Origin of the sequence: Streptomyces sp. NPDC005799 (assembly GCF_040630525.1) — a bacterium.
Taxonomy (GTDB): Bacteria; Actinomycetota; Actinomycetes; order Streptomycetales; family Streptomycetaceae; genus Streptomyces; species Streptomyces griseorubiginosus_B.
This window is the reverse complement of record NZ_JBEXXQ010000069.1, coordinates 1-13,597: the sequence shown is the minus strand read 5'-3', so window position 1 is coordinate 13,597 and position 13,597 is coordinate 1. Positions and strand designations below refer to the sequence as shown.

Genomic DNA, 13,597 nt, shown 5'->3' with positions numbered 1-13,597 from the left:
TGCGGTGACCATTCGCGGCGGCAGGACCGCCTTATCATCTTCCGGAGGCATAGATTCCGTGACAGGTATCAATCCGCACAGCCCGCTGCCCAAGTACACCCAGCTTCGGGGCATCCTCCTGGAGATGCTGGCGACCGAACTTGAGGTGGACGATCCGATCCCCTCGGAGCGGGAGCTGCAGGAGCGGTTCGGTCTCTCCCGCATGACGGTGCGCAAGACGGTGGACCAATTGGTGGCTGACGGCGCTCTCTATCGAGTAGCCGGGCGTGGAACGTTCGTCTCGTCGACCAAGGCCAACGTGCAGCTGCGGCTGAGCTCCTTCAGCGAGGACATGATCGCGCGCGGGATGCGGCCCACACAGCGGACCTTGCGCCTTGAGGAGATGCCCGCTCCGGCATATCTGGCGCACCATCTTCAGATTCCCGAGGGCGATCCCATGTATCTGCTGGAGCGGATCAGGTGCGCCGACGGCAGGGCAGTGTGTGTCGAGCGGTCCCATATGCCGGCCCGCCTGCTGCCGGGGCTGATCGAGAAGTGGGAGGACCGGTCGCTGTACGGGCTGCTGGCCCAGCACTACAGTTTGCGACCCAACTGGTCGGAACAGCAGATCAATGCGACATCCGCTGACCAGGACGCTGCCACAGCCCTCGAAGTGGCCCCCGGGTCTCCTTTGCTCACCATCCGGCAACGCGCCCATCACCAGGAACAGGTGGTGGAGTACTGCATCACCTCCTACCGTCCGGACCGCTACGAGCTGTCGATCACGCTCAACCGCCCCGGGGTCGCGGCCGGCTCCACCCCGACCGCGCAGGCGACTGGAGGCGCCAAGTGACAGGGGTGACGATCCGGCCCCAGATTTCGGCTCCAGCGCCGAGCGGACCCTGACTCCGCCAACTGCTGACATATCGGCGCAAGGCCGCAACACCCATGCTCGGCGGCAGTCTTCGCATGCGGATCACCACACATACCTGGCGTCGGCGGCTCTGCCCACCGAGTTGATCAACGCGTGCCGCGCCAGGTTCTCATCCGGCCCCCAGCCGCACTGCGGCCTCCTGGCCTCACCCTGACAACGTTATCCAGCACCGCTCGCACTGTTCCGAACCATCTGCCGCCCGCCGGGCCCCAGAGGTCAGCGCGGGCGGCCAGCCATGTTCCGACCCGGCTCTCCACGGCGCCCAGAGGATTTGCGCGCATCCGCCAATGTTCGGCTCCGTCGGCACTTGACACACACAAGGACACGCCTCACTCTGAACGCACCCCCCGACCGGTACGTACAGCCGTACCGGTACGTACCACCCTCGCCGAGCTGGTCCGCAGAGGGTCCCTGATCATCAACAGGAGTCGGCCATGTCATTCAGAGTCCGATGCATTTCCGCCACCGCCGTGAGCGCTGTCCTCGTACTGGCCGGCTGTTCAGCGGGTGCCGATGAGGGCGACTCCTCGTCGATCACGTTCATGGCCGCCGCCTACAGCGACAAGTCCCAGGCGTACTGGGAAGACCTGATCTCCAGGTTCGAGAAGGAGCACCCGGGCGAGAAGGTCAACCTGTCCGTCGTCAGCTGGAACGACTACGACCAGAAGGTCTCCACGATGCTGGCAAATCACCAGCAGCCGGACATCCTCAACTACAACACGTACGCCGGCTACGCCGCCGAGGACCTCCTGTACCCGGTCGACAAGGTGGTCTCGAGCTCGGTACGCAAGGATTTCCTGCCGGCCTTCACCAAGGACGACACATACAAGGGCACCCAGTACGCCCTGCCCTTCATCGCCAGCGCCAGGGCTATGTACTACAACAAGAAGATCTTCGCCGAAGCAGGGCTGAGTAAGCCGCCCACCACGTGGGCGGAGTTCGAAGCCGCTGCCGAGAAGATCAAGGAAGCGGGCTACACGGGCTACGCCTTGCCACTGGGCACGGAGGAAGCTCAGGGCGAGCTGTCGCTCTGGATGTTCAACGGCGGCGGCGGGTGGAAGGACTCCGCCGGCGAGTGGGCTGTCAACAGCCCGGCCAACGTCCAGGCAGTGGAGTTCCTGCGGAAGCTTTCCACCGTCGACAAGGTGACACAGAGCAACCCCGGTACGACCAACCGCACGGATGGCGCCTGGCAGCAGTTCGCGCAGGGCAAGGTCGGCATGGTGATGGGATTCCCCGGCACTTTCGACTCCATGCTGGCCAAGGGCGGGCTCAAGGCCGACAGCGACTACGCGGTGGCTCCCGCTCCCGTGAAGGCTGCCGGCCAGAAGTCGGCAACGCTCGGTGTCCAGGATGTCCTGATGGCTTTCAAGTCACCCAACGACAAGAAGGTCGAAGTCATCCGCGACTTCCTCGACTACTTCTACAAGGCCGACAACTACCAGGGCTTCTTGACGCAGGAGAAGTTCCTGCCCACGACCGTCAGCGGCGCACAGGCGCTGCGCAATGACAAGGTGCTCGGTCCCTACATCGATCTGCTGCCCAACGCGCGCTTCGCGCCCACCAGTGACAAGTCGTGGACCCAGGTCGCCGATGCCACGAAGCAGACGATCGGCCTGGCCGTGCAGCCTGGACACTCCCCCGCCCAGGTACTGGGCGACATTCAGAAGCGGGCCGAGGAAGCCGCGAACCGGTAGGCCCCTGGACCGCTCGTTCCACGCTGCGAACCCATCCGTAGGCGCCGCGACAGCGCTCCCCCGCAAAACAGGGGAAGGGGAGCGCCGTCGGTGCTCGACGCCAGCGGCTGGTCTTTGCGTCCCAACCATGAAAGTGAGCCGGCATGAATACGGCAACTGGCCTGCGCCCCCAGCAGCATCCCACCACCAAGGCTTCCCCTCGCAGGCTGCCGGCCCGTCAGCGGCTGCGCGGATTCCGCGCCCTGCTGTGGCTGGGGCCCAGCCTGGTGCTGATGGCAGCCGTGGTTCTCTACCCGGTCATCGCGCTGATCCAGTCGTCCCTGACCCGCTACAACGGGTTCGGGCTACCAAAGGGTTTTGCAGCCCTCGACAATTTCCAACGGCTCTTCGACGAGCCGGCACTGGGCTCCGTCATCTGGAACACCATGCGGTGGGTGGCGGTCGTCGTCGGCGGGACCGTCATCATCTCCCTGTTCCTGGCCAAGTTTCTCTCCAGCCACTTCACCGGCCGACGGCTCGTCAGATGGATCCTTCTGCTGCCCTGGGCAGCGTCTTTGGTCATGACATCTGTGGTGTGGCGGTACGTCTATGACGAGCTCTACGGCTACCTCAACAGGGTGCTGCTCGATCTGCATCTCATCGATGCTCCCGTCGCCTGGACCATCGACCCGCAGCTGCGGCCCTGGTCTCTGGCCCTGGTCGGTGTCGTGGTCTCGGTCCCGTTCACCACTTATGTGTTGCTGGCTGGGCTCCAGTCCATAGGCCATGAGGTCTACGAAGCGGCCTCCCTCGACGGGGCCGGCCCGGTCCAGACGTACCTGCGGATCACGCTCCCCATGCTGCGCCCGGCGCTGTCCATCGCCATCGTCCTCAACACCATCTACGTCTTCAGCTCGTTTCCGATCATCTGGGTCCTCACGGGCAATCAGCCGGGCTACGGCGCGGACACCCTGATCACCTTCATGTACAAGCTGGCCTTCAAGACCAACCTGGACATAGGCGAGTCGTCTGCGCTGGCAGTCTTCAATCTCGCCTTTACTCTCGGGCTCGCGTTGCTGAGCCTGCGTCTCACGGAGTCCGAGACGGAGGCACCGACCGCAGGGAAGGGCCGGCTGCGCCGGGCCATCAAGCGAGTGGCTCCGGTGGTAGCGCGTCCCTCCCGGACGCGACAGCGCGCCCACCGGCCAGTGTGGGACGTCACCATCCCCGCATGGTGGCCCGCTGCCCGCCGCTTCCTCCTGCCGGTCGTCGGCGTGCTGGTGGGGTTGATCTTCCTGATGCCCTACCTCGTCATGTTCCTGTCCTCCCTGAAGAGCGACCAAGACCTCTTCTCCTCACCCGCCCGATATCTGCCTTCGCACTGGCTGTGGGACAACTGGCCGGCCGCCTTCCGGCAGGGAGACCTGCTCACCTACTTCCGGAACAGCCTGATCGTGTCCGTCGGCAGCACGCTGCTCGTCCTGGCCGTCGCCATCCCCGCCGCCTACTACACCTCACGCAACCGCTTCAAAGGCCGCGGCGCGTTCCTGAAGCTGGTGCTCATCACGCAGATGTTCGCGCCGATTTCGCTGGTCATCGGTATCTACCGGGAATGGCAGCAGCTCGGGATGTCGAACACGCTCACCGCACTGATCCTCACCGACGCAGGGTTCAACCTGGCCTTCGCGGTGTGGATCCTCAACACCTTCTTCTCCAGCATTCCCCAGGAAATCGACGAAGCGGCCCGCATGGACGGGCTGCCCGACCTGCAGGTGCTCTGGCGGGTCGTCCTGCCGCTGGCACGACCGGGACTGGTGACCGCGACCATCTTCACGTTCATCGCCGTCTGGAATGAGTTCGTGGTCGCCCTGACCATTACCAGCACCACCGACACCAAGCCGCTCACTGTCGGCATCAACGACTTCATCGGGCAGTACCAGGTCCACTACCAGTACATATTCGTCGCATCCCTAGTTGCCATCATTCCCGTCGTCGCGCTGTTCGCCGTGATCGAACGCCACCTCGTGAGCGGACTGACCGCAGGAGCCGTGAAGTGACCGCCCTCAACCCAACCCCGACTCTCCTGCACCTCACTAACGCGCGTGTTGTCACCCCCGATCAAGTACTCGAACCGGGATGGCTCACCGTCTACGGCAGCCGCATCAAAGCACTCGGCAGTGGACGACCGCCCTTCGATCAATACGCCGAAGTCATCGACTTGGGCGGCCACTGGGTCTTCCCGGGATTCATCGACCTGCACGTCCACGGCGGCGCGGGCGCATCGTTCAACAGCGCGGACCCGGACGAGATTCGTGCCGCAGCCGCCTTCCACCACCAGCACGGCACCACCCGCACACTGGCGAGCCTTGTCACCGACAGCCCCGACTCCACCGCCGCCGCCCTCAAAGCAATCGCACAGGTACAGGCCGAAGGACCCGGTCTTCACGGCCACCTCGAGGGCGCACACCTCGAAGGTCCCTTTCTCAGTCCTGAACGCCCCGGTTGCCACAACATCCCGGAACTACGCCCTCCGGATCCCGCCTACTTCCTCGAGCTGTACCAAACAGTCGGTCCCGGCGTCATCCGGATGATCACGCTCGCACCAGAACTCAGCGGCGGCCTCGACCTCATCGAGACCGTGACAGCTCACGGCGCCGTGGCCGCCGTCGGACACAGCACGGCCGACCTGGAGACCGTCACCCGGGCCTTCGACCTCGGCGCCCGCGTCGTCACGCATCTGCACAATGCCATGCCCAATCTCCACCACCGCCGGCCCGGCATCATCGGCGCCGCCTTCGCCGACCCCCGCGCGACGGCTGAACTGATCGCCGACGGCGTCCACGTTCACGACAACGTCGTCGCCCTCACCTTCGCTGCAGCCCCCGGCCGGATCGCGCTCGTCACCGACGCCGCGCCCGCCGCCGGCACCGAGCCGGGCCATCACTCCCGTATCGGTGCCATGCCCACACTGACACGACCCGGCGGTCTCATCACCGTGCCCGACAGCGACACTCTTGCCGGCAGCTCACTGACCATGGACGCCGCGGTCAGCCGATGCATGTCCCTCGGGATTGATCCCTCCCGTGCCGCGCATGCAGCGGCCACCCTTCCCGCACGCATCCTCGGCATCGCACACGAGGTGGGTTCTCTCGTCCCCGGTCATGTCGCCGATCTGGCCATTCTCGACGACACCGGCCGATGCCACGCCACCGTACTCGCAGGCCGACTCGTCGAACACCACGGTCGCCAGGCGCCCACCGCCTGACCGAACGACGACCGTAGGCCAGGCGACCCTCTCGTCCAACCCCGCGCATCCCAGCGAAAGCCTGCCAATCCCGCGCGCCCACGTCCGCCGCCAACCGTTCCGGCACGGCTTTCACTCACTTTCACCGCAAAAGGCAGCAATGAGTACCGCCACCCTCACCACCACCGCTCGCCCAGGCATGGCCGCACTGCAAAGACTCGGTCGTTTCGATGGCCTGCACGACGTGGTATCCGTCATCTCCGCAGTCGGCGGCGCCTTGTTCAGCAATCTGCCGCTCATCTTCGCCGTCAGAATCGCCATTGGCTTCGCCAAGAAGTCCGACGGATCCACTGCGCTGGCCACCCTTGTCAGTTACCTCGTTCTCGACGGTGTCCTCACCGCCATGTCGCCCGTCGTCGTCGACGGCCGAACCGGTGCCTCAGAAGCAACCGACACAATCGACTACGGAGTCCTCGGAGGGATCATCATCGGCCTGATGGCCGCTGTCCTCTGGCAGCACTTCCACCGAACACAGCTCCCCACCTATCTCGGGTTCTTCAGCAGGCGACGCCTCGTCCCGATCCTCAGGGCGTTCGTCGCGGTCGTCATCGGTGTCACCCTGAGCCTGGCCTACCCGGTTTTCAACCGCGGCCTCATCGGTCTCGGGGACCTGATCACGTCCAACACCGTCATAGGCGGCGGCATCTTCGGTGTGATGAACAGGCTGCTCATCCCACTCGGACTGCACCACATACTCGACTCGATGGCCTGGTCCGTCTTCGGCGATGACAACGGCACGCAAGGCGCTCTCAACAGGATCTTCGCCGACGACCCAAGCGCTGGAACTTTCATGACAGGGTTCTTCCCCATCATGATGTTCGCTCTGCCGGCGGCTGCCGCCGCCATTTGGCACGAAGCCAGGCCGGAGAACCGGAATTATAACGGGAGCATCATGATGTCGGCGGCCCTGACTAGTCTCGTTACAGGATTCTCGTTCTCTGTCGACCTGATTGACTACGTACCCAACTGGGGCAGGGCTACTGAACCATGGCTCCTCCTGCCGATCGGAGCCGCCTACGCCATCGTCTATCACGTACTGTTCCATTACGCCACTCGCAAGTGGAACCTACGTACCCCCGGTCGAGAACGAGCCGAAAAATCCGCCTCCCAATTTCCCGAATGCGCTCTCTGATCCAGACGCCGCGTAGATGATGTTCAGCTGCTGACAGACGGAGAACCCCATGAAGCGACCTTGCGATGTCGTCGCAATTGACCTCGGTGGCACAGCCATCAAAGCGGCACGTTTCGACGCCGATGGAGTAGCTGAAGAGACTGTTTCGCTGCCTACCCCCGTCACCAAGGGCCAGAACGGTGTCATCGAGGCCGTTCTGGGCGTTGCCGAGAGCCTGTGCCGTCCGTCAACAAAACGGATCGGCCTATGTGCCGCCGGGCTGCTGGACATATCGAGGGGGCACGTCGTCCTGTCACCCAACCTTGGTCTCCGCGACGTCCCACTCGTACAGCAACTGGTCGACAGGCTCGGCGTCCCTGTCGAACTTGAGCACGATGTCAGAGCCGCCTGCATCGCCGAGCGCGAGTTCAGCAGACACGAAGACTGCACTGACTTCATTGTCGTGGTCATCGGTACCGGAATCGGTGCCGGGATCGTCAGCAATGGCCAGATCGTTCGCGGCGCTCAGGGATATGCGGGCGAGTTCGGACACGTGGTTGTCCGTCCCGATGGAGAGTCCTGCCCATGCGGGCAGCGGGGATGCGTCGAAGTGTACGCGTCAGCCGGCGGCATGACCCGCCGTTACAACAGAGAAGGAGGGAATGCGAGACATGCCGCCGACATAGCCTCGCGTCTTCCGTCCGATCCCCTGGCAGCCAAGGTATGGAGAGCTGGAACAGACGCGCTGGCTCATGCCATCACCATGTCGACAGCTCTGCTGGACCATCAAAAAGTCGTGCTGGCGGGCGGGGTCACTGGAGCAGGTGCGAATCTACTGGAGCCAGTCCGGGAACAAGTCGCCCATGGACTGACCTGGCGTCAGTCACCCGTCATAGAAATTTCATCCTTGGGTGGGCACGCAGGCCTGCTCGGCGCGGCTCTGATCGCCTCGTTTGGAGCCGAAAGCAGATAGAACCTTTCCCGGGGAAACAGCTGTACGCCATGCGGTTCACCCGAGGCAACGCCCCAAAGCGCCTGCGGCCAGAGCTGGACGACCAAGATCTCACTCGCACCCTGAGACACCTCGCGGCGCAGATCGAGAAGCAGAGTGACATTCTCGGCCAGGTAAGCAACAAAGGAGCTCTTACTTATCCGATAGAACGTCTTCTGACCAGCGCCGGCCGGCACTGGAACCGCCGGATACACCGCCTACGGGTCATCAGTGCAGTGCCGGACGCCCAGGCCTCGCCCGGCACTGGATGGCCCGCGATCCGCGAAGCGCCGATGCGCTCACGCTCGACGCGTACGCCCATCTGCCTAACTCTCACTCCATGTCTGACGTGGCCGGACTCAACAGCGCCATCGAGTCCAGTCGTAGGGCATCGGAGTTGGCACCGCACGACCCCGCCCCGTGCGTGGCCATGCTCACCTGTTTTCGCCACCTGAGAGCTCCGCAGCATCAAGTCCATCAACTGCTCTCAGCGCACCCCCAAACTGACATGACGAACGCCCACCGTGGCAGGCCAGGTAGCCACCAGTCAACGCCTACACGCAACGTCAGAACTCAAAGAATTTGCCTGCTGAAAGCGTAGGCGCGCTGAGCTGGTCTCGGGGCAAGATCTGAGGAAAATACCCGGCACGGAATGTAAGTTCCATCTCATTTTTCAGGGGGTACTGGAACGAGATTGCGTCATCCCGAGGAGTTTCAGTGGGGGGTTCGTTCAGTCGGTTCGACGGACGTTGCCGCCTCCTTGAAGGCGTGCGACCTTTTTATGACCTTGCGAAGATCTATGGCGGCGAATTGCAGGCGCTTGATACGGTCGTGTCATCGAACGGAAATCCCCTGTGGGAGTATCCAGAGGCCAGGTCTCAACGCCATCCTGACCATCAATCGGAATGCTCTAGAGATCTTTAACGGTGCGGGTTACGTCGGGTCGTGACGGTTGTCGTGGGCCGCGCTTTGCCGGGGGAATGAGGTATCCCGATGGCGATGGATTGACGGCCGAGGAACGGGCTCGGCGTGAGCAAGTCCGGCTCGCTGCCGCTGACCTGATCGAAGCCGGGGCCAGTGGGCCTCTTTCATCCTGAATAGTCGCAGGTCAGGAGTGTGTGGATGGCTTGGACGACGGTGCCGATACGCCGGGTTGAACATCGGGCTCGCCGTAACAGTCGCCAGGACTTCAGCTGTGCGAAGGCGCGCTCGCCGGGAGCCCGCAGCCGGGCGTGGTCACGGTTGAACTGCTGGTAGTGCTCGGGCTGTTCGTGGTGGTAGTAGGGGGTGCGGACGGTGGCGCCGGCACCCTGGTAGGCCCGGTCGGCGAGCACGAGGGTCTGCCGGGTCAGGCAGGCTTGGACGATGCCGTGGGCGCGGGCCGCGGTGAGGTCGTGAGTCCGTCCCAGTGTCGCGCGTGAGAACCACAGCAGGGTTCCGTCCGGGACCGCGATGACCTTCCCGGCACACCGCCCGCCGCTACGCACGCTGCGAGAACCCCGAGGCCCTCGCCGATCAAGCCATCCGCACGACCCGACTGGACGCCTGGCGGCCCTACCTGATCAGCCGCTGGAACCAGGGCTGCACAAACGCCTCCGCCGAGGCGGCGCAGTACGCGTGCGCGTCCGGCCAGGGGGCCGGCGGTGTAGCGCGGCTTCGGCTTAGGGTCGGTCACGGCCGTGAGGATCGCCCGGGCGACGACGGCGGGGGCGTCGCCGTCCCTGACGGCCTGCGCCATGACGCGGTCGACGGTCTGCCGCTGCTTCGCGTACGCGTGCAGGGGCGTGTCGGGCTTCGCGCTGTTCGTCTCGAACCCGGTCCTGGTGTAGGCGGGTTCGACGATGAGTGCCCGGACGCCGTGGTCACGGACCTCGTGGTCCAGGGACTCGGTGTAGCCCTCGATCGCGTGCCTGGAGGCAGCGTAGACGGCCATGTAGGGCTGAGGCAGGAACCCGAGCACGGACGAGATGTTGATGACGCGCCCGCGTCGCTGATCGCGCATGTGCGGCAGGACCTCGTTCACCATGCGCATGAGTCCGAAGACGTTGGTGTCGAAGACGGACCGGGCCTGCGCGAGGGAGGTTTCCTCGGCGGCGCCCATCGAACCGACACCGGCGTTGTTGACCAGGACGTCGATCCGCCCGAACCGCTCGATCACTTTCTGGACCGCCGTGGCGGCTGTCGTGTCACTGGCGACGTCGAGGTCGAGGAACGTCACGCCGCCGAGCGGGGTGACGCGTGAGGTGTCACGGCTTGTGCCGAACCACCCGGAATCCGGCTGCGCCCAGCGCGAGCGCGGCTTCCTGCCCGATGTCCGATGACGCACCCATCGCGAGTGCCACCGGCCGCTCTGTCGTCATCATGGACTCCCGAACCCGATCGAAACCGATTAGTTTCCGCTACGGCAAACCGATCGGTTTCCATCCGCGAGTTCCCACAGGAGGAATGGCCTCATGGGCAGGATCAGCGCACAGGAGGGGCGTGAGGCCGTCATCCGCGCGGCGATCGCCGAATTCGCGCGCACCGGCTACCACGGCACCTCCACCGCGGCGATCGCCAACCGGGTCGGCGTCACACAGCCGTATGTCTTCCGGCTCTTCCCGGACAAGAGGGCGATCTTCGTCGCCGCGCTGGTGCGGAGCATGGACGACACCGCCTGGCTTTCGAGAGGGCCGCCGGCAGGATCGAGGGGGACGAGCGGGCCTTCCAGGCCATGACGGACCGCTTACGAGCAGATGATCTCCACGCGCCCAGAAACGCTCCTGATGCAGATGCAGGGATACGTCACCGTGGCGGCTTCCGAGGCGCAGGGCGATGGCCGGATCGGCGAGGTCGTCCGGGCCGGCTGGATGAGGGTCTGGGACATCGTGCACCTGTCGCTGGGTGCCGATGCCGTCGCGACCGCGAGCTTCTTCGCGTGCGGCATGCTCGGCAACACGCTTACGGCCATCCGGCTTTCCCGGGACGCCGGGAGGTGAGGGAGCGTTCGGGCGGGCGATACGTCAGCGCACGCCCGCCGCGTCGAGCAGGGTGGCGACGGTGGGCGTGATGATCCCGGTCAGGCTGTCGGCGCCGATTCCTGCGCGGGCACTGGCGCCGTCGAAGACGATGCTCAGCTGCCGGGCCAGCAGATCGGGGTCGACCGCCTTGCCCTTCTCGGCCTCGGTGCGGAAGAAGGCGGTCAGATTCTCCTTGACCTGGCGGGCGACCCGGCTCGCGGGGTGACTCTGATCCTTGAGTTCGACCTGCGCCGCCAGGTACCGGCAGCCGTGGAACTCGGGCACCCCTGCTTGCGATTCCACCTGCGCGAAGACATGCAGGATCCGCTCGCGGGGTGAGCGGCCGTCATCCGGCGCGGGCAGGAGAGTCGCCGCGTAGGCGGCGGCGCGCCCCTTCAGGCTTGCCGCCAGGAGTTCGTCCTTGCTCTCGAACAGCTGGTACATGGAGCGCTTCGACACTCCCGCCGCCTTGCACAGCGCCTCGACGCCGATGTTGACACCGGCTCGATAGGTGAGGGCGGCCGCCGCCTCCAGCAGTCGCTCCCTGGGGCTGAGTTTCACTTCGGTGGTCATACCGCGAGGTTAACCCGAAGCGAAGAAAAGGAAAACCGATCGGTTTCCGCGGTGTGAGACATAGGCTCGGCTACGGCCCGGGGGAAGGGCCGTCGCCGAGCCATTGCGGTGTGCGCGCCTGTCGTCCCAACAGGGCGGACACACACCAGGGCCACTCCGAGCAATGGCCCGTCCTGGGTGACCTACCGCTACGCCGAAACGGCTGGATTGTTGACGTCGTTTCCGCCGGTGCAGTCGCTCACGGTCGTACCAAACGAGTACACCGAAGCCGAAGAGGGCGTCCACGCCAGGGCCCTTCTGATGGATCTCCGCAGCGTCGCGACGCCCGGCACGAGCGCACGACGCACGAGTACGGAGGCGATTACGCCGATGGCGATTTACGGAGGCCTGGCGCGCACGACGCGGAAGGGAAGGGGTTGTGCGCCGCTCATGACGTACGTGTCTCCCGGTCGCCGGACGTGGAGCGCTTCGACGGGGGATGCCAACCACCGGTGACTTCCTTGACGGGCTTGTGCGGGAATCGCCGCCGGGCGTACTCCTGCGCGTGGGAGCCCGGTAGGACGTACAGGGCCTCCTTCTTGTCCTGGAGCGGTCGCAGCACGGTGTCCATGAAGGTCCTGCGGTCGTCCAAGTACGGGCCCAGGACATCCTCGCCGGCGGGGCAGACGGCAACGCAGTAGCCCGACTTGTAGCCGGGCGGCGAGGACAGGCTCTGCCACATCGAGGCGTTCTCGGAGTCGCTGACCCGGGAGCGGTAGTCGGCGGCGTCCTCGCTGTCGGCCACGGTCTGCGCCCAGTCGGTGAACCCGCTCATGAACTCCCGGTAGTTGTGCGTGGTGCAGGCCAGGGCGTCGAAGGCGCCGTCCTTGGCGATGGCGCCGACCGGGCAGGCCGCGACGATGCACGGGTTGTAGTCCAGCGGCTGTCCGTACGCGCTGACCTCCGCGTCCACCAGGACCGTGACCAGCAGGATGAAGCTGCCGAACTTCGGGTGGATGACGTTGCGGTGCAGACCCATCACGCCGAGCCCGGCGGCCACCGCGACCGTCTTGTGCGCCACCACCCAGATCCGCTCACGGGGGAAGCGGTCCATCTCCTGGGGGAAGCCGACGGACGGGTTGAGTGCCCGGTACCCGGCGTCCTGGAGCGCCCGGGTGACGCTGCGGGCGGCGTGGTTGGCCTGTTCGTCGGTCTGGTGGAACTCCTGGTTGGCCACGCTGCGGGCGGGGGAGCGGCAGTTGTCGCGGTTCATCCGGACCGCCATCGCGATCAGGGTGCGGGTGCCGGGCAGCGCGGACTGCGCGTACGCACGCTCGCCGGCCAGGTCGGGATGGTCCAGGCTGACCGCGGCGACGTCGTCCGCCCCGGCCGCCAGGCACAGCTCGCGCAGCCATTGCGCGTCGATCACCGCCGGCGGGCTCACCGCGGCATCCGTCCCGCGCCGAGCGAGCACGGCCTGTACTGACGGGTGGGCCGCCAGTCTCGTTGGAAGCGGGGGACGAGTGGGCCGGTCCTCGGCGTCGCGCGCGGCAGTCATCCGTGCTCCTGAGGATGCGGGTGCGAGGCTCGGCACCACGGCCGAGAAACCGATCAGTTTCACCACGGTAAACCGTTCGGTTTTCACGCGCAAGTCCGCGGACGACCGCCGCTCTCGACAGAAGTCGGTCAGGCATGCTCCGCAGGAGCGCGCACTCGTCGGTGTTCCCGCAGGTCGAAAGCATCATCGCCAGACATCCCGGCCGCCGAAGGCGTCCCGAGCGCAATACGTCAGCGCACGTCCGCCGCGTCCAGCAGCGTGGCCACCGTGGGGACGACAAGCCCAGCTGTCGTCTCGGCCTTGATTCCCGCGCGGGCGCTGGCGCCGTCGAAGACCAGAATCAGCTGCCGGGCCAGCAGGTCCGGGTCGCTCACCCCGCCCCGCTCGGCCTCGGCGCAGAAGAAGGCGGTCAGTCGCCCCTTGACCCGGCGGGCCACCCGGCTCGCCGGATGACTCTGGTCTTTGAGCTCGATCTGGGCCGCCAGGTACCGGC

The 13,597-nt window shown here is 65.5% G+C and carries 10 protein-coding genes and 3 pseudogenes; 8 read left to right on the top strand and 5 right to left on the bottom strand.

Going from position 1 to position 13,597, the window contains the following annotated elements; genetic code table 11:
- The first annotated feature begins 4 nt into the window (after nt 1-4).
- The 6 genes from ABZ453_RS43680 (at nt 5) to ABZ453_RS43655 (ending at nt 7,977) form a co-directional block, all read left to right on the top strand.
- On the top strand, nt 5-832 hold the full coding sequence (locus ABZ453_RS43680) for a GntR family transcriptional regulator (RefSeq protein ID WP_359024445.1): 828 nt from the start codon (nt 5-7) through the stop codon (nt 830-832).
- Between the two features lie 551 nt (nt 833-1,383).
- A complete protein-coding gene (locus tag ABZ453_RS43675) occupies nt 1,384-2,610 on the top strand; it encodes an extracellular solute-binding protein (RefSeq protein WP_359024444.1) in 1,227 nt (408 codons plus the stop codon).
- 143 nt (nt 2,611-2,753) lie between these two features.
- The gene (locus tag ABZ453_RS43670; RefSeq protein ID WP_359024442.1) at nt 2,754-4,646 is read left to right on the top strand and encodes an ABC transporter permease subunit; all 1,893 of its coding nucleotides are present in this window, start codon (nt 2,754-2,756) and stop codon (nt 4,644-4,646) included.
- Nucleotides 4,643-5,854, top strand: a complete 1,212-nt coding sequence (gene nagA, locus ABZ453_RS43665; protein WP_359024440.1) for an N-acetylglucosamine-6-phosphate deacetylase — start codon at nt 4,643-4,645, stop codon at nt 5,852-5,854. The genes ABZ453_RS43670 and nagA overlap by 4 nt, the downstream gene beginning before the upstream one ends.
- A gap of 139 nt (nt 5,855-5,993) precedes the next feature.
- Nucleotides 5,994-7,025, top strand: a complete 1,032-nt coding sequence (locus tag ABZ453_RS43660; RefSeq protein WP_359024438.1) for a PTS transporter subunit EIIC — start codon at nt 5,994-5,996, stop codon at nt 7,023-7,025.
- Nucleotides 7,026-7,074: 49 nt separating this feature from the next.
- On the top strand, nt 7,075-7,977 hold the full coding sequence (locus ABZ453_RS43655; protein WP_359024436.1) for an ROK family protein: 903 nt from the start codon (nt 7,075-7,077) through the stop codon (nt 7,975-7,977).
- 1,106 nt (nt 7,978-9,083) lie between these two features.
- On the opposite strand, the pseudogene ABZ453_RS43650 reads toward ABZ453_RS43655, so the two are convergent.
- Both ABZ453_RS43650 and ABZ453_RS43645 read right to left on the bottom strand, forming a co-directional pair.
- Nucleotides 9,084-9,455, bottom strand: a pseudogene (locus ABZ453_RS43650) (transposase family protein); the annotation flags it as partial.
- A gap of 143 nt (nt 9,456-9,598) precedes the next feature.
- Nucleotides 9,599-10,355 (bottom strand): annotated as a pseudogene (locus tag ABZ453_RS43645) (oxidoreductase); the annotation flags it as partial.
- A 93-nt stretch (nt 10,356-10,448) separates the two neighbouring features.
- Here ABZ453_RS43645 and ABZ453_RS43640 point away from each other — a divergent pair.
- Entirely contained in the window at nt 10,449-10,712 is a 264-nt protein-coding gene (locus ABZ453_RS43640; RefSeq protein ID WP_359024434.1) for a TetR/AcrR family transcriptional regulator, read from the top strand.
- Between the two features lie 18 nt (nt 10,713-10,730).
- Nucleotides 10,731-10,973, top strand: a complete 243-nt coding sequence (locus ABZ453_RS43635; RefSeq protein ID WP_359024432.1) for a hypothetical protein — start codon at nt 10,731-10,733, stop codon at nt 10,971-10,973.
- Nucleotides 10,974-10,997: 24 nt separating this feature from the next.
- Here the strand turns inward: ABZ453_RS43635 and ABZ453_RS43630 are convergent, their stop codons facing one another.
- From ABZ453_RS43630 to ABZ453_RS43620, 3 genes and pseudogenes are all read right to left on the bottom strand, one after another.
- The gene (locus ABZ453_RS43630) at nt 10,998-11,567 is read right to left on the bottom strand and encodes a TetR/AcrR family transcriptional regulator (protein ID WP_359024430.1); all 570 of its coding nucleotides are present in this window, start codon (nt 11,565-11,567) and stop codon (nt 10,998-11,000) included.
- A gap of 427 nt (nt 11,568-11,994) precedes the next feature.
- On the bottom strand, nt 11,995-13,104 hold the full coding sequence (locus ABZ453_RS43625) for a (4Fe-4S)-binding protein (protein WP_359024428.1): 1,110 nt from the start codon (nt 13,102-13,104) through the stop codon (nt 11,995-11,997).
- Nucleotides 13,105-13,334: 230 nt separating this feature from the next.
- Nucleotides 13,335-13,597 (bottom strand): annotated as a pseudogene (locus tag ABZ453_RS43620) (TetR/AcrR family transcriptional regulator); the annotation flags it as partial.